The organism is Proteus faecis (assembly GCF_030286765.1).
GTDB classification, from domain to species: Bacteria; Pseudomonadota; Gammaproteobacteria; order Enterobacterales; family Enterobacteriaceae; genus Proteus; species Proteus faecis.
On sequence record NZ_JASVWV010000002.1, the window covers coordinates 14,110 to 35,490 of the forward strand.

Below are 21,381 nucleotides of genomic sequence, written 5' to 3' on the forward strand. Positions count from 1 at the left end.
GGAAATATGGGACTTTTAGCTGTAAAAACGAATCAACTTGTCGCGGGTGAAATTGCACAACAGGGTGGTGTAGAGCGCTATCTTAAAACTCAACAAAATAAAGGATTACTGCGATTTCTAACCTGTGGAAACGTCGATGATGGAAAAAGTACATTAATAGGACGTTTACTTCATGACACAAGGCAGATCTATGAAGATCAGCTTTCTACATTACAAAATGAAAGTAAGAAGATCGGCACTCAGGGTGAAAAGCTCGATCTGGCTTTGCTGGTGGATGGATTAGCTGCAGAAAGAGAGCAAGGGATCACTATTGATGTTGCCTACCGTTATTTTTCAACTTCAAAGCGTAAGTTTATTATTGCTGATACGCCCGGACATGCGCAATATACTCGCAATATGGCGACAGGAGCATCAACAAGTTCACTTTCTATTCTGTTGATCGATGCTCGAAAAGGTGTACAAGAACAAACACGACGCCACAGTTTTATCAGCACACTCCTTGGGATCCGCCACTTGATTGTTGCAATTAATAAAATGGATCTGGTGGATTATCAACAAGCGACATTTGATTCGATCCAACGAGATTATTTGCATTTTGCTGAGCAGCTTCCAACAGATCTCACCATTGAATTTGTGCCCATTTCCGCTCTTGATGGTGACAATGTGGTTTCCCCTTCATTGAATATGCCTTGGTATCAAGGAAAAACGTTACTTTCATTATTAGAGGATGCACCTGTTAAATTGGGTTCAGATGTTCAGGCACTGCGTTTCCCAGTGCAATATGTGAATCGTCCAGATTTAGATTTTAGAGGATACAGCGGTACGGTGTCTTCAGGAGTGCTTTACCAAGGGCAAAAAATCAAAGTATTACCATCAGAAAAACATACAACGATTAAACGTATTGTTACTTTTGAGGGGGATTTAACGCACGCTAAGGCAGGACAAGCAATCACACTGGTTATGGCTGATGAAATTGATATTAGCCGTGGAGATATCATTGTTGATGATAAAGATACAACTGCCAATATTAGCACTTATGCGTTAATTGACGTAGTGTGGATGTCAGAGCAGCCTTTAGTACAAGGCCATATTCTAGATATCAAAATTGCAGGTAAAAAAAGCCGTGCCAAAATAGAGAATATTCATTATCAAGTGGATGTAAACAAACTCACCCAACAAGTGACAGATAGCTTAAGTTTAAATGCCATTGGTAGCGTTGACGTCTCATTTGAAGAGCCATTGGTGCTGGATAACTATCAAGCCAATGCAGATACTGGAGGATTAATTTTTATTGATCGGCTAAGTAATGTCACTGTAGGCGCTGGGCTTATTCGGGAAACGAGAGATAATTCGATCCAAACTATGACGCAATACGATGCTTTTGAAGTCGAGTTAAATCAGCTTATTCGTCGCCATTTTCCCCATTGGGGAGCGAGAGATCTTCTTGGAGGAAAATAGAGGTGATAAGTAACGATATTGTTTGGCATCCTCATAAAATTGGATTAAATGAACGCGAATCACAACAAGCGCACAAAGGATGTGTGCTTTGGTTTACGGGGTTATCTGGCTCAGGTAAATCTACACTTGCTGATGCGCTAGAACAAGCGCTTTATCAGTATTCACAAAAGCATTCTCCCATTCATAGCTATTTATTAGACGGGGATAATTTACGTCATGGATTATGTTGTGATCTTGGATTTAGCGCAGAAGATAGACACGAAAATATCCGCCGAGTGGGGGAAGTCGCTAAATTGATGGTCGATGCGGGGCTTATTGTCCTAACGGCTTTTATCTCGCCTTACCAAAAAGACAGACAACATGTTAGAGAGCGCTTTGAGCAAGGAAGATTTATTGAGATCTTTGTTGATACCCCACTTTCTATTTGTGAAGCCCGTGATCCGAAAGGGCTTTATCAAAAAGCAAGACGTGGTGAGATAAAGCAATTTTCAGGGATAGATTCTCCTTATGAACCGCCTATTGATCCTGAATTACATTTAGATGGCACGCGTTCTATAAGTGAACTCATCCAACAAATCCTCACCTATCTACAACAAAACCAAATTTACCGTTAATTTTATGGTGATATGAAGTTATCTCTGCACGAGCCTTCCAGAAAAAGGGGAAATGTGTAGAGATAATGTATGCAATTAGAGCGAAAATGCTTTAATTAGGCATATCATTTAAAACACATCTCACGCTTTAATTACGCATTTATTATTTATACATTAATCTCATAACTCTTCATCTGAATAAGAAAAAATCAAACCTTAGTCTGAATTTTATAGAAGTTATCCATGTTTATAGTGAGAAGAATAGGAATAATAATGTAATATATTCCAGCACTTTTGTGGCGTCTGTGGTTGAGTTGTGGGATGATTAGCCCATTAATCTTGGGGGTGGTAATGGGGAAATTAACAGTCTTACTTCTGATTTTACTTGGTTGGCTACAATATTCATTGTGGTTAGGTAAAAATGGTATCCATGATTACAACAAAGTAACTCAAGAAGTTGAATCTGCATTGGCGCAAAATACGCAACTAAAAGAGCGTAATGATCGTCTATTTGCAGAGATTGATGACCTCAATGGCGGGCAAGAAGCGTTAGAAGAACGTGCTCGTAGTGAATTAGGAATGATAAAGCCTAATGAGACATTTTTCCGTATTGTGAGTGATAAATCTCAACCACGTCGTTAATTTATTGAATTAATAGTGTGTCCTGATACAAATACCATAATGAATATAACAAACTCTACTCTTCCTATTGTTGCCGTTATTCCTGCGGCCGGTATTGGAAGCCGAATGCAGTCAGTCTGCCCAAAACAATATTTGAAGATTGGTGGATTGACTATTCTTGAACATACCATTAATGCCCTATTAAAACACCCACGTATAACGCGAATTATCGTGGCTATCAGCCCAAATGACAGCTATTTTCACACGTTACCTTTAGCGCAAGATGAAAGAATAATTACGGTTAATGGTGGGGGGGAACGTGCTGACTCTGTATTGTCAGGTTTAGAGTATGTCACTCAACATTTTTCTGAAAATACTTGGGCGTTAGTACATGATGCGGCAAGACCTTGTCTGCATTTTGGCGATCTTGATCATCTTATAAAATTAATTGATGAAAACGTTATGGATCCACAATTTTGCGGTGGCATTCTTGCGACGCCTGTTCGCGATACAATGAAACGTAGTCATCAACAAGATAATCATATTGAACAAACTGTAGAAAGAACAACCCTATGGCATGCTTTAACGCCACAATTTTTTCCTGCATTGTTATTAAAACAAAATATAGAGGATGCACTCTCACAAAAAGCAACGATCACTGATGAAGCCTCAGCGATGGAGTTTGCTGGATATGAACCTTTATTAGTTAAAGGTCGTGCAGATAATATCAAAGTTACTCAGCCAGAAGATTTAGCGCTCGCAGAGTTTTTCCTCTCACGCCAAATCACCAGTATAAGGAACACATAATAAGATGAGAATTGGACACGGTTACGACGTACATAAATTTGGCGGTGAAGGTCCTATTGTTATTGGCGGCGTCAGAATTCCTTATGAACAAGGGTTGTTAGCTCACTCTGACGGCGATGTAGTATTACATGCGGTAACAGATGCTATTTTAGGCGCGGTAGCGATGGGTGACATTGGCACATTGTTTCCTGATACAGATCCGGCATATAAAGGTGCAGATAGCCGTGTACTCCTTCGTGAAGCGTTTTCTCGCGTAAGAGCAAAAGGTTATCGAATTGGCAATTTAGATGTCACGATTATTGCTCAAGCACCAAAAATGCTACCTCATACACCGCAAATGCGCGTCAATATTGCTGAAGATCTTGATTGTCATATTGATGATATCAATGTGAAAGCTACCACGACAGAAAAGCTTGGATTTGTTGGTAGAAAAGAAGGCATTGCCTGTGAAGCTGTTGTTTTATTAATGAAAGAGTCATTATCTGAATGAGCGATTTACTCCCCGAACTTCATTGGTTACATGGAAAACCACAAGCAACAGGCTTATTAAAGTCGATTCCTGAAGATTTCATTGTCTGTGAAGATCTTGGTTTCACCCTTGATGGTGAAGGCGAACATGTCATGGTGAAAATCAGAAAAACAGGTTGTAACACGGCTTTTGTTGCTGAAAAATTGGCAAAGTTTGTTGGGATCCATCCTCGTGATGCTAGTTACGCTGGATTAAAAGACAGAAATGCCGTTACTGAACAATGGTTTTGCCTGCGAATGCCGGGTAAAGAGATGCCTGATTTTAGTCAACTGGTTTTAGAGGGTTGCGAAATTCTAGAAACCACTCGCCAACAACGTAAATTACGCATAGGAACCTTAAAAGGTAATCACTTTAGATTGGTGTTACGAGAAATTTCTGATCGTGATTTTGTTGATACTCGATTGACACAAATAAAAGCGAAAGGTATTCCTAACTACTTTGGTGCTCAACGATTTGGTCGTAATGGTGATAATTTACGGCAAGTTATGCGTTGGGCAACAGACGAAATCCGCGTAAAAGAACGAGGAAAACGTAGCTTTTATCTCTCCGCTGCTCGTAGTGCAATGTTTAATCATCTTGTCAGCAAAAGATTGGAATGTGATTTATATTCAAAAGTGATACTTGGTGATGCAATGCAACTGCATGGAAGAGGGAGTTGGTTTGTTGTTGATGAAGCTGAACTGGCTCAAACACAAATTCGTTATGAAGAGCATGATGTTCATATTACCGCACCTTTGCCGGGTAAAGGTGATTTAGGTACACAATCACAAGCATTGGATTTTGAAACAGAAAATCTGGCAGAATATGAAGCATTTTGGTCGCTGGCTCGACAAGAACGAGTTGATAATACAAGACGTGCTATCAATGTATTACCAGAAAATATGTCATGGAGTTGGTTAGACGACACAACTGTATCTCTGTCATTCTTTTTACCAGCAGGAAGCTTTGCAACTAGCGTTGTACGTGAATTAATTTTATTAGGGAATGATGATGCTGAAAATATTGGTGAGTAATGACGATGGTGTGATGGCGAAAGGGATACAGACCCTCGCTAAAGCATTGCGTCAGCGTTATGATGTACAAATTGTTGCACCTGATCGCAATCGTAGTGCTGCATCTAATTCTTTAACCATTGACAGACCTTTACGTAAGCAAGAGCTTGATAATGGCGATATTGCCATTGTTGAGGGGACACCAACAGATTGTGTTTATCTTGGTGTAAATCATTTAGTGCGTCCTCGTCCTGATATTGTGGTTTCTGGTATTAATCATGGTCCTAATTTGGGTGATGATGTTATTTATTCAGGTACTGTTGCCGCAGCAACAGAAGGGCGTTTTTTAGGTTTGCCAGCCATTGCTGTTTCACTTGATGGTGAAACGCACTTTGAGACAGCTGCTCAAGTCACTTGTGAAGTCTTAGCCATGTTACAACAAGTACCTTTAAGAGCGGGAAATATTCTCAATATTAACGTACCTGATATTCCTCTTGATGAAGTAAAAGGTTTTCGTATTACACGTTGTGGTAGCCGTCATGCTTCACAACATGTTTATACACATACCGATCCTAGAGGAAATAATCTTTATTGGATTGGGCCTCCAGGTGAAAAAAATGATGTAGGTCCCGATACAGATTTTGCTGCTGTTGACGAAGGTTATGTTTCGATAACCCCATTACATGTCGATTTAACAGCCTATAATGCACTCGATTTACTACAAAATTGGTTAAATAAAGCAGAGGTCAAAAAAACATGTTAAGTCGGTCAATGAAAGACTTACTGACAATGTTAAAACAGCATGGCATCAAGGATGAGAGCCTGTTGGAAGCAATGAGTAAAGTACCAAGAGAGCTTTTTATTGATGAAGCGCTTTCTCATAAGGCTTACGAAAATACGGCTTTGCCTATTGGCAATGGGCAAACTATTTCACAGCCTTATATTGTTGCCAAAATGACAGCGCTACTAGAATTACAAAGTACGGACTCTGTATTAGAAATTGGTACGGGTTCGGGATATCAAACTGCAGTATTAGCAAATTTAGTCCATCATGTTAGTTCCGTTGAGCGTATAAAGATATTGCAATGGCAAGCTAAACGACGTTTTAAACACCTTGATTTACATAATATTTCGACACGTCATGGTGATGGATGGGAGGGCTGGTCATCAAAAGCCCCGTTTAATGCGATAATAGTGACCGCATGTGCAACAGAAGTACCGCAACAGTTATTGATGCAGTTAGCCGATGGTGGCAGGATGATAATACCTGTCGGTGAACAACAACAAATACTGAAGTTTATCCGACGTTTAGGTAATGATTTTCACTATCAATCTATAGAAACCGTTAGATTTGTTCCTTTAATTGCAGGCGAGTTAGCATAACTTCCAGATAAATCTGACCGTTTTTTATTACTGCTTTTTAATAGCTTGTCGTAATCTGCACTAATAAATGAAACATTTTCAAAAAATTGCAGTCTTTTTGTTTAACTCGACAAATTGCTAGATGCTAATGCCTTTTTAAAGGGAGAAGGAAGTATGAATTCAGAAAGCCCAATTAAGCATGTCCGCTGGGCAATCATGTGTTCGGTAATTGGATTTGCATTAACAGGCTGTGCAGATACACCTTATCGTCCTGCGCCAATTACCTCTGTAAATGATAGCTCTTCAAATAATACGGTATCAACCGCACCTGTGATGACTAACAGTAATGCGACACCGATTGAAAGAACTACCCCTTTACAATCGTCACCTCCTCCTTCTATTAAGGTGAACTCTGCTTCGTCTAATGGAGGCATGGAACAACCTCAAAGTCAGTCTCGTTCTCAAACGTCAGTTGTAGCTCAAAATGTAAACACTGATGGCTCTGGACGCATTGTGTATAACCGTAACTATGACAGTATTCCGAAAGGAAACTACAACGGTAACACGTACACAGTAAAACGGGGTGATACTATGTTCTATATCGCTTGGATAACAGATAGTGATGTAAAAGAACTAGCATCAATGAATAACATCCCAGAACCTTATAGCTTAAACGTGGGACAGGTGTTGAATATCGGTAACCGTCAGGTTAATACGGGAACTAATACCAATGTCAATACATCAGTTATTAATCAATCAAGTAGTGCGGGTGTCCAAACGGCACATACCAAGCCAACAAACAATGGTGCTATGGGACCATTGATTACTAAACCTGCAACAACACAACCAAAGACCACAACTCCGCCGCCGACAACAAATACAAATACTACAACTTCGGCAACGCCAGCACCAACGGCTGCTTCTGGTAAGTGGATTTGGCCTGCTCAAGGTAAGATCATCGAAAGTTACTCAAGTGCTCCTGGTGGCAATAAAGGTATCGATATCGGTGGTACAAAAGGCTCACCAATTGTTGCAACAGCTGCAGGTAAAGTGGTTTATGCGGGGAGTGCATTACGTGGTTATGGTAACCTTATTATCATTAAACATAATGACGAATACCTCAGTGCATATGCACATAACGACACTATTTTGGTGCGAGAACAGCAGAATGTGAATGCGGGTCAGCAAATTGCCACAATGGGTAGCTCTGGAACCAGTTCTGTCCGATTACACTTTGAGATACGCTATAAAGAAAAATCACTTAATCCAATGAGTTATTTACCTAAGAAATAGATAAGTAATTTTTTATATGTATAGCGAATAATCCTAAAGTTAAGCCCTCTTCTTTACAAAAAGAAGAGGGCTTTTTTTATCTGTAATTAATTAATATATTGAAAAAAAATAATTTTCATCTAGGTAAAACTGCTTATTTGAAGGTTATTAAAAATGAGAGATCAATATAAAATTATTGATAACGTTAAATTAGACAGTTGATTATCAACCAATGAATGCGTATGCTAAAAATTGTTATATAAAAAATGAATAAAGATTCACTGTTATTAAAAGATGGACTATAAAATAACTCATTGTTTAGGTGGGAATTTTCTTTATTTGATTATCTTTTTAATAATAGTATGTAATATTAATTGTTGGATATTATTATGGGTTTTTATTTGTTTTTTTAGATGTAAATAGTCACAAATAGTACATCAAATAGAGTACTTTCACGTATAGATAAATATACGTGAAATATAATAAAAAAACTGTTAATAACCTGCACTCAATAGTTAAGTTATATATTGAATAAATAAAGAGTAAAATTAACAGTAAAATAGATTATGTTATCTTTTATTTTGTAATTCGTTACAAGGGAAAATCAGTAAACCCGTTGTGTCGTGACACAGCGATAAACTGGTAAACAGGCTTTAATTATGGTCGTTTACCTAAATTATCAAGGGTAGGAGCAGCTGATGAGCCAAAGTACGCTAAGAGTAGACGAGTTATATACAGATGAAATTGAAGAGAACATGGAAGAGTTCGATGAAGTTGCTGCAAAAGAGACTGAGAATGAGTCTGATGCTCAAGATGAAATTGAACTTATTGAAGGAGTCAATCAGCGTGCGCTCGATGCAACTCAGCTTTATTTAGGAGAAATTGGTTATTCTCCGTTGCTGACCGCTGAAGAAGAAGTTTTCTTTGCCCGCAGAGCGTTGCGAGGCGATATTCCTTCAAGACAACGAATGATAGAAAGTAACCTACGTTTAGTTGTTAAGATATCTCGTCGTTATACAAACCGAGGTCTGGCCCTGCTTGATTTAATAGAAGAAGGGAATTTAGGACTTATTCGTGCAGTTGAAAAATTCGATCCTGAAAAAGGTTTCCGTTTTTCAACTTATGCGACATGGTGGATACGTCAAACCATTGAACGTGCCATTATGAACCAGACTCGTACTATCCGCCTTCCCATTCATATCGTTAAAGAGCTGAATGTTTATTTAAGAACGGCAAGGGAATTAGCTCATAAACTCGATCATGAGCCTAGTGTTGAGGAAATTGCGCAAACATTAGATAAACCAGTCGAAGATGTGAGTAAGATGCTACGTTTAAACGAACGTATTACTTCTGTTGATACCCCAATTGGTGGTGATTCAGATAAAGCATTACTTGATATTATCTCTGACGAAAACGAAGAAGGGCCGGAAGCAACAATTCAAAATAATAACCTCAAGGAAAATATCATAAAGTGGTTATTTGAATTGAATCCAAAACAACGTGAAGTATTGGCTCGTCGTTTTGGATTATTAGGCTATGAAGCAGAAACTTTAGAAGATGTTGGTAGAGAAATTGGTCTGACAAGAGAAAGGGTTCGTCAGATTCAAGTTGAAGGACTACGTCGCTTAAAAGACATTCTACAAAGTCAGGGATTATGTATTGAAGCACTTTTCAAAGCATAGTTAGCCACTGATTTTCGTTTATAGCTTTAATTGACATATTGTTATTACCAAAGCCGATTAGTAGGGTTGCTAATCGGCTTTTCTTTATCTTGTATTATGTGATTCAAAACGCTAAAACAAGAGCGCAATCTTGCACCTCGTTAGCCTGATGAAAGTGATAAAGTAAGATATGAAAGATTATTTTTTAAGCGTCAAACTAGAGCGTTGCGATTTTAACCAAAGTAAAATCTCTCCGAAGGGAATGGTGAGATTAATAGCATCAGGTAAAAACTTCTATTTTAATGAAGAAGATTTTGCTAATTCTCAAGATTTTCTTAAACGATTAAAACAAGGTGATGAGCTTAAAATCTGTGCCGAGTTATTGAAAGATGGCAGTTTCTGGGTGCAATGGATTTATCATGATACAAAAGGAAGGCTTGAGCCTGAAAGAAAATTCACGCTAACAGAAAAACAACAAAAATGGTTATTGCTTGCATTTATTCTGACGTTTGTTGGCAGTTATTGGAGTTATTTTTCGATTCTTCATCTTGACGTGAACTTTTTTATCGTTGTTTCCATGGTTATTGCATTCGGTGCGATGATGATGGGTATTAGTTATATTGGAGAAAAGGCTTATCGTTACTTTCAGCGCACCAGACCTAAACATAGAAAGAGAATAAAGGCGTTAGATAAAGTCATCGCTAAACAAGATATTATTGCATCTGATGGTGAACAACTGATTATTCCTAATATAAAAACAATACCATTACTAAAGTGCATGACTACTCGTAAAAAACCAACTATTCCTATAAAAGACAGCAAAGTACAACGCGTTAGAGGAAAAATAAAACTTCATCATGTTGATAGAATTAAAGTACATTCTCGTAATAGCGAGAGTGTAATAATTCAAATATCCTGTCTAATTGATAAACATCCTTTTGTATTAAGTTATAGAGAGCGATTATTTTATTCTGATCATAATTTGTTTCTTGCTGATGATGATGTTGTTGAATTGTTCTTTTGGCAAGCAGAAGATAAGTGCTCAGGGCCTGTTGTCTTGGGGATTTATAATCATACAGATAATGGCGCTTATTCAATTTCAGGACAAATGTATATTGGGCATCAACGTACTAAGCGATTAGCATTGTTAATTACAGGCTTGATCAGTGCCTTTATTTTTTCTATTTTTGCTATTTTATCTATTTCGGATGTTTACGATAATGGTAATTATTGGGATAAATGGGATTGGTTCTTTATTGGTGATACCTTTTTAGGAATGGGGATCATCTTTAGCTTAATTATCACTGGATTTGCTTTTTTAATTGCCTTGTTTTCGAATCTTTATATTTTCTTATCAGAAAAAGGTAATAGCAGTTATCAAACCTATTTTTTGCTTCAACAGCAATGTGTTGAAAATAAAAAAACGGTTTATGTTACGGAGTTAAGTCAATGAATCCTTTTTTCCGTAAGCCTTTTATTATTATCACTAGCTTATTTATTTTAAGCTTAGTGCTTTTTTATGGTGTACTTTTTCATGGTTTTGCCACTAAGTGGCAATGGAAAAATGAAAATGCCTCGGCGTTATCGTCATTTCCCTATTCTCGTTATGATTTACGTAAAACCTTTAATTCATCAAATGGTATCCTAATTAAAACTGAATCTGATAGTGGGCGATATGACGTAGATATTTATGGTCGACTGTACCGCCAAGATAATCAGCGAAAATATACGCTGTACTATTCTGATAAAGAAGGCACGCGATTTGTATTACAAGGGCAAGGTAGCTTTTACAACGCTTATTGTGCTTTTGATAAATGTGTTTTATTTACAGAGCAGGGACGTCAACATATAGATTTAGCAGAGTTTACAGTAGCAGATTTAATTCCTTGGCAAGAAACTCACGATGGTCATTATCGTTTTCCTTTAACATTAATTGGTGGAAAATTACTCTTTTCACAAACAACATCACAATTAGTCTTAGTTGATAATAAGACGATACTGACAAGTTTAGATGAAGGTGAAAGTTGGGAATATTCAGTTAATACAGAAGATCTGGTAAAGCAGTATTACGCTGAAGATTTCGGTGAATTTACACAATTTCATTATGCCCTTTCAGGTGATTCCCTTATTATTTTTTATAATCATCATTACACAACAAACACGTTAGAAATTACGCTCAATTTAGTCAATAAAGAAGTAACACAAACACGCTGGCTTCCTTTGCGTGTGAAAGAAGTTGCTCAAAATGATAAAGGTGAAATTTATTTAATTGCTCAACAAGCATCTCGTGATCTCTATTCTGTTGTTCAACGTCAAGCTGATGGAAATTTAGAAACTTTCTATGAAAGTGGTTATAAATATCTAAATGATTTGATGATAAGTAATGATGATTTGATTTTAAATAAAGGCCATAACGATGATAAAGTTACGCTGGTTTTTTCATTAAAAACAAAAAAATATACTTCTTATGAGAAAATTAATGACGATATGATGTTTAATCCAGCTTTATCTTCGTTTATTCGTTTATTTGACAATTACGGCGATGAAGATACTTTATTGTTATTGGGCGAACGACTTAAATATAGCCATGCTTCAATTAAGTAGAGTTATCTTTATCTTTGATTAAATCGTTATAAAAATGGCGCTATGGAAATAAACATTGCGCCATTTTTCATATTTACCATGATGGCTTATTTTGCCATCTCTTTTAAACGATAAAGTTGTTCTAATGCTTGTCGTGGTGTTAGAGCATCCGGATCGATTTTATCCAATGCTAATTCAATAGCAGAGGGCTCAGCTTCTGTTAATAACATCAGTTGTGATGTTTCAACATGGCCAGCGCCAGTGTGGCCGGATAGCAATTCAAGCTCTTTTAACTTCTGTTTAGCACGGCGGATCACCTCTTTTGGGACACCTGCTAACGATGCTACAGCTAAACCATAGCTTTTACTTGCTGCGCCTTCTTGAACACTGTGCATAAAGGCAATAGTATCGCCATGTTCAACAGCATCTAAATGAATGTTTGCAGTACCTTCAAGTTTTTCAGGCAGTGTGGTTAATTCAAAATAGTGGGTTGCAAAGAGTGTCATTGCTTTAATACGATTTGCTAAGTTTTCAGCACAAGCCCAAGCTAGCGATAATCCATCATAAGTGGATGTACCTCGACCAATTTCATCCATTAAGACTAAGCTGTTTTCCGTCGCATTATGTAGGATATTGGCCGTTTCTGTCATTTCAACCATAAAAGTAGAACGACCAGAAGCAAGATCATCAGAAGCCCCTACACGCGTAAAAATACGATCGACTGGACCAATTAAGGCTTTTTCAGCAGGTACAAAGCTACCAATATAAGCAAGTAAAGTAATTAATGCGGCTTGGCGCATATAAGTACTTTTCCCTCCCATATTAGGGCCTGTAATGATCAATAAGCGACGTTGAGGTGCTAATTGTAATGGATTAGAAATAAAGGGTTCGCTAAGAACTTGTTCAACAACAGGGTGGCGTCCCCCTGTAATTTGAATACCTGTTTTTTCACTTAATTCTGGGCGAGTGTAATTTAATGATTCTGCACGCTCAGCAAGATCCGCGAGAACGTCCGTTTCTGCTAAAGCTTCAGCACTAATTTGTAATGCCGTAAGGTGAGGTAATAGCTTTTCAAAAATCTCCTCGTAGAGCATTTTTTCGATAGCTAATGCCTTACCTTTAGAAGTTAATACCTTGTCTTCATACTCTTTTAATTCAGGAATGATGTAACGTTCAGCATTTTTCAATGTTTGACGACGAACGTAATGCATAGGCACTAAATTACTTTGTCCACGACTGACTTGAATGTAATAGCCATGTACACCATTAAAGCCAACTTTAAGTGTATCAATACCCCATTTTTCTCGTTCACGAATTTCAAGTTTATCAAGGTAATCACTTGCGCCATCGGCTAATGCTCGCCATTCATCTAATTCAGCATTATAGCCTGAAGCAATAACACCACCATCACGGACTAATACTGGTGGTGTTTCAACAATGGCATTTTCAAGTAATTCACATAATTCATCAAACTGACTAATACGCTTTTGTAATTCTTTAATGTAAGGCATATCAGTTTGTTCAAGTACTTGATGAATATCGTGATACTGCTGAAAAGCATGACGCATACGAGAAAGATCACGCGGGCGTGCTGAACGTAATGCTAAACGAGCTAATACACGCTCTAAATCACCAACTTGGCGTAAAAAAGGCTGTAATTCAAAATAGAGAGGCTGTAATGCACTAATTGCATCTTGTCGTTTAACGAGTTGTTCACGCTGGCGTAATGGTGTGTGTATCCAACGTTTTAGCATACGGCTTCCCATTGGGGTTACACAAAGGTCGAGGACGGAGGCCAGTGTGTTATCAGTACCTCCAGCAAGATTTTGTGTTAATTCTAGATTACGACGAGTTGCCGCATCTAAAATAATGGAATCTTGAGGGCGTTCCATCGTGATGTTACGAATATGAGGCAATGCTGTGCGTTGTGTATCTTTCACATATTGTAATAAGCACCCAGCAGCGCAGAGTGCTAAATGTGCATTCTCAACACCAAAGCCCGTTAAGTCACGAGTACCAAATTGCAGATTCAGTTGTTGCTTTGCTGTCTCTAGTTCAAATTCCCAAATAGGGCGGCGACGCAAGCCTTGCTGGCGCTCAATCAGTGCCATTGATTCAAAAGTTTCTGGATAGAGTAATTCAGCTGGATGGGTACGTTGTAATTCGGCTATCATGCTTTCACTATCGGGCATTTCCGTAACACGGAAACGTCCTGATGTGATATCCAATGTTGCATAGCCAAATGCACCATTTTTATCTTGCCAAATAGCGGCTAAAAGGTTGTCTTGGCGCTCTTCAAGTAAGGCCTCATCAGTGACAGTACCAGGTGTAACAATACGGATAACTTTGCGCTCAACAGGGCCTTTACTGGTTGCAGGGTCGCCTATTTGTTCACAAATAGCGACGGATTCCCCTAGTTGAACTAATTTAGCAAGATAGTTTTCAACAGCATGATGTGGAACCCCCGCCATGGGAATAGGTTGTCCTGCGGACTGGCCTCGTTTTGTTAATGAAATATCTAATAAGCGAGAGGCTTTTTTAGCATCATCAAAAAACAGTTCATAAAAGTCACCCATACGATAAAACAGTAAAATTTCAGGATGCTCTGCCTTAAGTTTAAGGTACTGTTGCATCATTGGTGTGTGGGATTCGAAATTTTGGTTGTCAGTCATTGGGTTATCTATATTAACTTATTGAATTAACTTGATTCTATGTTTTTTTATTGTCTCATAAGATCGCATTATATCTTATAAAATATCACAGAATCCCCTATGTCAGTGTAGGTTGCTATTGCTGAAACGAGATAATGGGCATAATAAAACTAACAACCTATATTTTTCACTAAAAACCTTTAATTATCTTATACTAAAGATCGGTAATTTTCCTCAAACTTCATTAAGTGAAGCGAGAGTTAAGTTACAAGAGTTGAAACAGTTACGTCAATTAGGCCGATGCCCTGTCACTGAGCTAAAAGATTTAAAAGACAAGTATGACCTGAACAATAAAAAGTCTTTGCTTAATTTTCTATCCGAATTACATGATAAGCTGGAAAAGTCCTCGAGTGGAGCCGTCGGTATCGAGTCGATATTACGTAAAGGACGTTCAGCAAGTGAAGTTTATGACTTTTTATACGACTTGGCGTATCTGAAACCCAGATACACTCTGATGTTTCAAGATGCTCATATAGAACAGCTTTCCCCGGGACAAAGAGGCTCTTTACTTTTAATTTTCTATCTTCTGGTAGATAATTGTGCGTAACATAAAACACCTCACTCGGAAATTCAACTCGCTTCGCTCCCTGAATTCCGGAGAGCGTGGCATTAATGTCTGCTCTTCGCTCAGAGCAGACGGAAACGAAATAACGTTGTGCTGTAAGATTTTGATTAGAAAGTGATCTATGTTGCCATATAAAACAACGATGATAAAATGCACTATCGTCAGTTTGAAGTGAGACTACTATGAAAAAGAACGAATTAATTCAAGCAACAAGACCAACTCGTACTCAACTTATTCGCTCGGTAGCAACCTCTACAGCTATTGAAACAGGGCAGGAGTCTCGTCGCCTTGAAGAAGAAATGAAAGCGAAGCGTGAGAAGTTTGGACATTTGAAACTTGCGATTTAGTTCGCTTTCAAGGCTTCATTAACCCAATATTTGATGGGTTCATAGTTAAGATTTAACCCTGCGTGGATTGCTGCAATGTACTGTTCGGGCTGTTGAGTCCAACTTTCATAGTCTAACGGCTGGAAACCAGCTTGTACTGCCATCACATCAGCAAGTAAGCGCGATAAGCGCCCATTCCCCTCCCTAAATGGATGTATCAGAATTAACTCAACATGCACTGTGGCAATAGCTTCTATGGTTTGTTCTCGGCTCATATTGGTGCAAGGTGTGTACTTCGCTAGATACTCTTTTTCAAATTGAGCAAGTAACTTTGCAACACGACCCGCAGGGGCAAACATAAAGCCACCCTTGCTAATATTCACCGTACGTAACTGACCTGCCCACTCGTAAACATTCCCTAACCATTGGCGGTGCCAACGCTGAATAAGAGACACAGTGATTTGCTCTGTTGGGAATTGTTCTTCAAAAATGGCTTGATACAGTTTTTCTAACAGGACAAGCTCTGCATCATTGATATCATCAACGTTTGAAAGCCCTAGCTTGTTAGCTAGCACTTCTTCATCGGAACCGTCAGCAAATTTTCCTTCGCTGCTAAAAACATCAAATAAAATAATAACTACCTATAAATCAAAGGATTAATTAAGTGTAGGTTAAATCGTAGGTTTTGCTGGGAAATCAATAAATAGCGTTATATTCAATGCTAACACACCCATGCATCATTGGTGTAATTAACAAACAAGAAATCGAAGCCTATTAATATTGGAGTTAAAGTTTGTAGGTTTTACTTAATGATGACCTTAATACCAAAATATTAATTTCTATTGTTATCTTATTCTGACTGTTCACTCACTATATTGTTGCTAGTTAATTATTAGGTAATATATTGAAAAATTTATTTTATCTTGTGAGCAAGGAAGAAATAACCAATATGAAAACTCGAATTCTAAAATTAACGTTATTAGGTGCATTAGCATTACCTTTAGTGGGATGTAGTGATGCAACACCTAACTGTAATAGCACTGAAGCCAAAAATTTAGTGATTGATATTACAAAAGATGAATTGCGCGATCAAAAAATGGCAGCAGTGATCGATCAAATTAAGATCAAAGTAGAAAGCGTACGTACGCGTGAACATGATGAGAAAAGAGATACTTACTCATGTGCTGCAGAACTTTCTTTTGAAGGTAAAGGTGGTAAAAATTCAATTCCGATTACTTATACCATTGAAAGCACAGATGATGGTAAAGAGTTTTACGTTAATGTTTTTGGTTTATAATTGTTCTCGATAAAAAGCCATTATAAAAAGTAATATAGTAGATATATAAGTAGCAAGCCTATATATCTACTTGTAATAAATTACGCTATATCATCTAGAAATTCAGGCGATGGAACAAAGAATAATGTACCTGTTACAGGGGTACTGAATTTAAGTAATTTATCTGTATGACCTTCAGGTGTACCTGCAAACATATTTTCTAACATTCGGTTAGTTGTTGAAAAATAACGTGCATAACCAATAAAGTAAGTGCCATATTCATTTTTTGATGGATTGGAAAAAGGCATGTTGGCTCTGACTATTTTTAAATCTTCACCGTTCTCATCTTGGATATTGGTTACAACATTATGTGAGCCGGGTTCTTTTTCTTCATCAGTTAACTCCACATCATTAAATTTATGTCTACCAATGACTTTCTCTTGTTCGATAACAGGCTGTTTTTCCCATGCTTCCATATCGTGAATATATTTTTGTACAAAGGCATAACTACCACCTGTAAATTCAGGATCTTCATCGCCGATAACGGCATAAGAAGCACGCTCATCTTCATACTCTGGGTTTTCAGTTCCATCGACAAAACCAATAATAGAACGTCCGTCAAAATATCTAAATCCATGAACTTCATCAACCGGCATAACAATATTCTTTAGCTTTTGGCTGATAATAGACGCTAATTCGTAACAGGCTGAAACTTTGAGAGCTCGAATATGGAAAAAAAGATCGCCCGGAGTAGAAACCGCAGTATATGTGTTGCCTTTAATTTCTTTAAAAGTATTTAGTTCTTTGGGTTTTGGTTGATTGGGAAATAACGTCGTCCATGCATTTGCACCGAATCCCATAACACAACTTGTTTCCAATTCAGGAAAACGAGTTCTCATACTACGTATTAGTCCAGAAAAATTATTACAAAAATCGATTAGAATATCGCGGTTTTCAGGTGAGTAGTTGAGGTTAAAAACTAAAAAATAAGCATTTTCACAGGGTGATTTCGTAACATCTTGGTATTTCATAGTGATCCCTAAATGACGAATAATAGATGAATGGTAATTAAGTCATATTGACAAAATATTGTTTTTTAGTTTTACACCAAAACCCTATTTATTACAAAGAGAGGGGGCGGGTTTTATCTCTATTTTAGTATGTTAATGAGATGTATTAATTTAATTGTTCATCTGAAATATCATATTTCACAACTACACTGTTTTTATAAAGCAATTCTGATGTAATTAATTGAGGGAAGGCGCCCACATTGTTCTTAGTGTAAATATCTCGCCAAATTTCATTACAACGATATACATGTTCTCCCTTTTTGATAAAAGAGGATGATTTTTCATAAATATGATAACGATATTTTCTTGCTTCACTGCAAAGAAGTTCTCCTTCTAATTGATGTTCAGCGACATGTAATCTAATTTGGTAATTATAAGGTGTTGGATTATATAAGACTAAATCTACGTAGTTATAAAAAATAGCGGCTCCTGAGCCAAAAGGAAGTACTCTACCTTCATCAGGAAAGGGATCAAAACTATGGTTTGTCTTTTCAATTACTTTTAATTCAGAGTGTAGTGCTAACCAATGTATTAAATTACTGGCCTGACAAATTCCACCGCCTACACCTTTTCTTGCTTCACCATATGAGAGTTGCATACCATCAATAAAACCTCGTTTATAGCTAGGTTTACCAACTAAATAACAAAAAGAGAAATACTCTCCAGGTTTTATCACGATACCATCTAACGCTTTTTCAACTAATTTAAGATTCGTTATCTTATTGTATTGTAATTGAATATCACTTTCGCCACGGCGACTAATTAATTTAGAAGTGTGTTTTAGGTAACGATAAGAAAGTCGTTGTTCTGGTTGAACATCTCTGCTGTATTTTCGACCTGAAAATCGCCAACTAAGGGAACGAAATAAACGACGTTGTGCCACTCTCAAGGTATAAAGAATAGGGTGATAAGATGAGAGTGTTCTACGCATAAAATCCTTTTAAACAATAGAGAATAGAAAGAAGTAAACGAGAGTATGATAACGATTTAATGATAATATTGATACGCTGATATCCTTAAAATAATAGGGATAATAATTTGATCAATAAATTTATTTATTGATATTTTTCGTTAAAATTTGAGCTTGAACGTTTATAAGGACATGCAAATTCTTGTTTATCACCAAAAGGTATTAACCAAGTAATGGCGATAAAAGAGAGTATTAAATTGTTATCACCCGTGAGGATTATTACGTCAGATTTAGGTCGAACAGTACAAATAGCAGAAATTGTTGGTCATTCTGAAGCCGTTAAAGAGCCGTTATTACGTGAGTTAAATATGGGAGAATGGACAGGACAGCGAAAACCAGAACTCATTAGGCATCATGCAGATAAATACAAAAATTGGCGAGTAGGAACATATACACAACCTAAAGGTGAAAATTGGTTTGATTTTTGCGATCGCATTGGTGCTACATTACAAGGGTGGGTAAATAAAGAAGACAGTGATTTATTAGCAGTTGTACATAGTGGTGTTATTCGTGCAACTTGCAAAGTATTTTTAAATCTGTCACCTGAATTTTTATTACCCGCAACACCAAGCACAATAACGATATTTAATTTTGAACTTAATTCTGAAAAATCACCGAAATTAGAAGTTTATAATATTGGCTTTTATAGGCCAGATACGAATGTCGCAGATTAAGATTAATAAGAAATGATTCTTAAGAAATATTAATCTTCTATAAAGATATCTAAAAAACGCCGATACTAAATCATAGCAAGGGAAACCTTGTTCTTTTTTATATATAAAAATGAAAAACAAAATAATATATTTTATATGCAATATTTCCTATCCTTTTTATGCTTGTTTTTCAATTAGTAATTTAAATGAACATTCATAAAAAATACATATTAACTCTTTAAAGTGATAAATTGATGTAAAGGAGTGAAAATAGAGATTGATTGTTTACTTGGTTTACACGATATGAGTTATAAAATGAGATAAAAAATCTATTTACTATTAAAAATAGCATTTTAATTTTATTTTGATTTAACAACATTGTGTCTAAATATGAATAATGCAATTAATTAAAAATAAGCTTTAATTATTAACTAATAAAGTGTTTGTCTAGATTTAAATCCTGTTTTATTTTTTATTCTTGTATATTATACCGCTATAACCAAAACTTGTTTATTCTAAAAAATAATATAATAATACTCATATATTGAGTTAATTGCTGATTTTTACTTGATAAATGCATCAATCAAAAAATTAATCAATATATTAAAATAATATTAATAAATATATTAATAAATATATTTATAATGACTCTTTGGAGAAAAATAAATGAAGAAAAATTTACTTGCAATATTCATTGCTAGTGGTTCTATTTTTGCAGTTAATAACGCTTTAGCTGAAGATGGCACTATTGATTTTACAGGTGAAATTATAGATAACGCTTGTGAACTCGCATCGGGTTCTGATGCGTTAAAAGTGAATTTAGGTAAAGTATCTAAAACTGCATTACCAACTACAGGTAGTACGGCTTCGGCAACACAATTCACAATTAAGCTAATTAATTGCCCTGCAACAGCAAGTAGTGCTGCCGTAAAATTCGATGCAGATAATTATTCTGGTGATAATACTGTAATTGCCTTGAAAAACGAAGCCAATGTAGCAAAAGGTGTTGGTATTCAAATTACAGATGATACAAATAAAGTTATTCCGTTATTTACTGAATCGAAAAAATATCCATTAAAAACAGGGGCCAATGTTGTTAATAATTTGGACTTCCGTGCGCGTTATATTGCTAAATCCGATACAGTAACCGCAGGTCTAGCAAATGGTAATGCAACATTTACTATCAATTATAATTAATTAAAAAATAAAAAGGTTTAAAAGGACTTGAACCTTTTTACTCAATTAATGGTGGGGATATGAAGGCTATTATTTATTCTTTTATTTCTTTGTTTATTTTTTTAAATACCGCAAATGCGGGAGTTGTTATTGGTGGTACTCGTGTTATTTATGATGAAGGGAAAAAAGACGTCAGTATTAGTGTCGAAAATCCGGATAATATTCCCTATTTAATTCAGTCTTGGATTGATGATATTAATGAAAAAAAACAATCAAACTTTACTATAACGCCACCATTATTCAGATTAAATGGTAGTAATACAAATACATTAAGAATCTTTTTAACTGAAAATAATTTACCCAGTGATAGAGAATCTTTATTTTGGTTAAATATTAAAACAATTCCAGCGACAGAGAGAACAGAAAATTCTCTACAAATCGCATTTAAAACTCAGATGAAGTTAATTTTTAGACCCAAAGAGTTAAAAAATGTCAATTTTGTAGAAGAACAGAAAAAGTTAGAGTGGTCAAAAGTGGGAAATAAAATAAATGTAAAAAACCCAACACCTTACTTTTTTAATTTTCAAATGATCAAATTTAATAATAAGGCTGTTGATGATGTTTCTTATGTTGCCCCTTACTCAATAAAATCATTTGATATTAATAGCGAGGAGCTACATGGCACTATTAATTGGGAAGTTATTAATGATTATGGTGCAGTTACTGATTTATCAGAGATCAAAATATAATCTCCTA

21 protein-coding genes and 1 pseudogene are annotated in these 21,381 nt (G+C 36.4%); 18 read left to right on the top strand and 4 right to left on the bottom strand.

Annotation, left to right across the window (positions count from 1 at the left end):
* Positions 1-6 precede the first annotated feature (6 nt).
* The 12 genes from cysN (at position 7) to QSH13_RS04285 (ending at position 11,899) form a co-directional block, all read left to right on the top strand.
* Positions 7-1,458, top strand: a complete 1,452-nt coding sequence (cysN, locus tag QSH13_RS04230) for a sulfate adenylyltransferase subunit CysN (protein WP_109397844.1) — start codon at positions 7-9, stop codon at positions 1,456-1,458.
* Positions 1,455-2,072 (top strand): adenylyl-sulfate kinase, encoded by a 618-nt coding sequence (gene cysC / locus QSH13_RS04235; protein WP_369961159.1) that lies wholly within the window; start codon positions 1,455-1,457, stop codon positions 2,070-2,072. The genes cysN and cysC overlap by 4 nt, the downstream gene beginning before the upstream one ends.
* Positions 2,073-2,402: 330 nt before the next feature.
* Positions 2,403-2,693: a cell division protein FtsB gene (ftsB, locus tag QSH13_RS04240; RefSeq protein WP_036913758.1), complete on the top strand. Its 291-nt coding sequence runs from the start codon at positions 2,403-2,405 to the stop codon at positions 2,691-2,693.
* A 39-nt stretch (positions 2,694-2,732) separates the two neighbouring features.
* On the top strand, positions 2,733-3,479 hold the full coding sequence (gene ispD / locus QSH13_RS04245) for a 2-C-methyl-D-erythritol 4-phosphate cytidylyltransferase (RefSeq protein WP_109397841.1): 747 nt from the start codon (positions 2,733-2,735) through the stop codon (positions 3,477-3,479).
* A gap of 4 nt (positions 3,480-3,483) precedes the next feature.
* Positions 3,484-3,969, top strand: coding sequence for a 2-C-methyl-D-erythritol 2,4-cyclodiphosphate synthase (gene ispF / locus QSH13_RS04250; RefSeq protein ID WP_109397840.1), 486 nt, complete (start codon positions 3,484-3,486; stop codon positions 3,967-3,969).
* Positions 3,966-5,021 (top strand): tRNA pseudouridine(13) synthase TruD, encoded by a 1,056-nt coding sequence (gene truD, locus QSH13_RS04255; protein WP_286038860.1) that lies wholly within the window; start codon positions 3,966-3,968, stop codon positions 5,019-5,021. Before ispF ends, truD begins: the two co-directional genes overlap by 4 nt.
* Positions 4,999-5,763: a 5'/3'-nucleotidase SurE gene (gene surE, locus QSH13_RS04260; protein ID WP_109397838.1), complete on the top strand. Its 765-nt coding sequence runs from the start codon at positions 4,999-5,001 to the stop codon at positions 5,761-5,763. The genes truD and surE overlap by 23 nt, the downstream gene beginning before the upstream one ends.
* The gene (locus tag QSH13_RS04265; protein ID WP_006534074.1) at positions 5,757-6,383 is read left to right on the top strand and encodes a protein-L-isoaspartate(D-aspartate) O-methyltransferase; all 627 of its coding nucleotides are present in this window, start codon (positions 5,757-5,759) and stop codon (positions 6,381-6,383) included. The genes surE and QSH13_RS04265 overlap by 7 nt, the downstream gene beginning before the upstream one ends.
* 153 nt (positions 6,384-6,536) lie before the next feature.
* A complete protein-coding gene (gene nlpD / locus QSH13_RS04270; protein WP_286038861.1) occupies positions 6,537-7,655 on the top strand; it encodes a murein hydrolase activator NlpD in 1,119 nt (372 codons plus the stop codon).
* 677 nt (positions 7,656-8,332) lie between these two features.
* Entirely contained in the window at positions 8,333-9,316 is a 984-nt protein-coding gene (gene rpoS / locus QSH13_RS04275) for an RNA polymerase sigma factor RpoS (RefSeq protein ID WP_109397836.1), read from the top strand.
* 169 nt (positions 9,317-9,485) lie between these two features.
* Positions 9,486-10,748 carry a hypothetical protein gene (locus QSH13_RS04280; RefSeq protein ID WP_286038862.1) on the top strand — a complete coding sequence of 421 codons (1,263 nt, stop codon included), beginning with the start codon at positions 9,486-9,488 and terminating at the stop codon, positions 10,746-10,748.
* Positions 10,745-11,899 (top strand): hypothetical protein, encoded by a 1,155-nt coding sequence (locus tag QSH13_RS04285; RefSeq protein WP_109397834.1) that lies wholly within the window; start codon positions 10,745-10,747, stop codon positions 11,897-11,899. The genes QSH13_RS04280 and QSH13_RS04285 overlap by 4 nt, the downstream gene beginning before the upstream one ends.
* Before the next feature lie 86 nt (positions 11,900-11,985).
* Here the strand turns inward: QSH13_RS04285 and mutS are convergent, their stop codons facing one another.
* Positions 11,986-14,550, bottom strand: a complete 2,565-nt coding sequence (gene mutS, locus QSH13_RS04290; protein ID WP_109397833.1) for a DNA mismatch repair protein MutS — start codon at positions 14,548-14,550, stop codon at positions 11,986-11,988.
* Between the two features lie 118 nt (positions 14,551-14,668).
* On the opposite strand from mutS, the gene QSH13_RS18530 reads away from it, so the two are divergent.
* A complete protein-coding gene (locus QSH13_RS18530) occupies positions 14,669-15,136 on the top strand; it encodes a DUF4102 domain-containing protein (RefSeq protein ID WP_109397832.1) in 468 nt (155 codons plus the stop codon).
* A 200-nt stretch (positions 15,137-15,336) separates the two neighbouring features.
* Positions 15,337-15,501, top strand: a complete 165-nt coding sequence (locus QSH13_RS04300; protein ID WP_006536548.1) for a hypothetical protein — start codon at positions 15,337-15,339, stop codon at positions 15,499-15,501.
* Here QSH13_RS04300 and QSH13_RS04305 read toward each other — a convergent pair.
* Positions 15,498-16,115 carry a Fic/DOC family protein gene (locus QSH13_RS04305; RefSeq protein WP_286038913.1) on the bottom strand — a complete coding sequence of 206 codons (618 nt, stop codon included), beginning with the start codon at positions 16,113-16,115 and terminating at the stop codon, positions 15,498-15,500. The genes QSH13_RS04300 and QSH13_RS04305 overlap by 4 nt on opposite strands.
* A 314-nt stretch (positions 16,116-16,429) precedes the next feature.
* Between QSH13_RS04305 and QSH13_RS04310 the strand changes: the two genes are divergently transcribed.
* Positions 16,430-16,777 (top strand): hypothetical protein, encoded by a 348-nt coding sequence (locus QSH13_RS04310; protein ID WP_109397830.1) that lies wholly within the window; start codon positions 16,430-16,432, stop codon positions 16,775-16,777.
* Positions 16,778-16,857: 80 nt separating this feature from the next.
* Here QSH13_RS04310 and QSH13_RS04315 read toward each other — a convergent pair whose 3' ends face one another.
* Together QSH13_RS04315 and QSH13_RS04320 are read right to left on the bottom strand one after the other, a co-directional pair.
* A complete protein-coding gene (locus QSH13_RS04315; RefSeq protein ID WP_109397829.1) occupies positions 16,858-17,787 on the bottom strand; it encodes a Dyp-type peroxidase in 930 nt (309 codons plus the stop codon).
* A 145-nt stretch (positions 17,788-17,932) separates the two neighbouring features.
* Positions 17,933-18,757, bottom strand: a complete 825-nt coding sequence (locus tag QSH13_RS04320; protein ID WP_286038863.1) for a VanW family protein — start codon at positions 18,755-18,757, stop codon at positions 17,933-17,935.
* A gap of 179 nt (positions 18,758-18,936) precedes the next feature.
* Between QSH13_RS04320 and QSH13_RS04325 the strand changes: the two are divergent.
* The 3 genes and pseudogenes from QSH13_RS04325 to QSH13_RS04335 form a co-directional block, all read left to right on the top strand.
* Positions 18,937-19,470, top strand: a pseudogene (locus QSH13_RS04325) (histidine phosphatase family protein); the annotation flags it as partial.
* Positions 19,471-20,115: 645 nt separating this feature from the next.
* On the top strand, positions 20,116-20,646 hold the full coding sequence (locus tag QSH13_RS04330; RefSeq protein WP_006534062.1) for a fimbrial protein: 531 nt from the start codon (positions 20,116-20,118) through the stop codon (positions 20,644-20,646).
* Positions 20,647-20,705: 59 nt separating this feature from the next.
* A complete protein-coding gene (locus QSH13_RS04335) occupies positions 20,706-21,374 on the top strand; it encodes a fimbrial biogenesis chaperone (protein ID WP_109397827.1) in 669 nt (222 codons plus the stop codon).
* Positions 21,375-21,381: the final 7 nt, after the last annotated feature.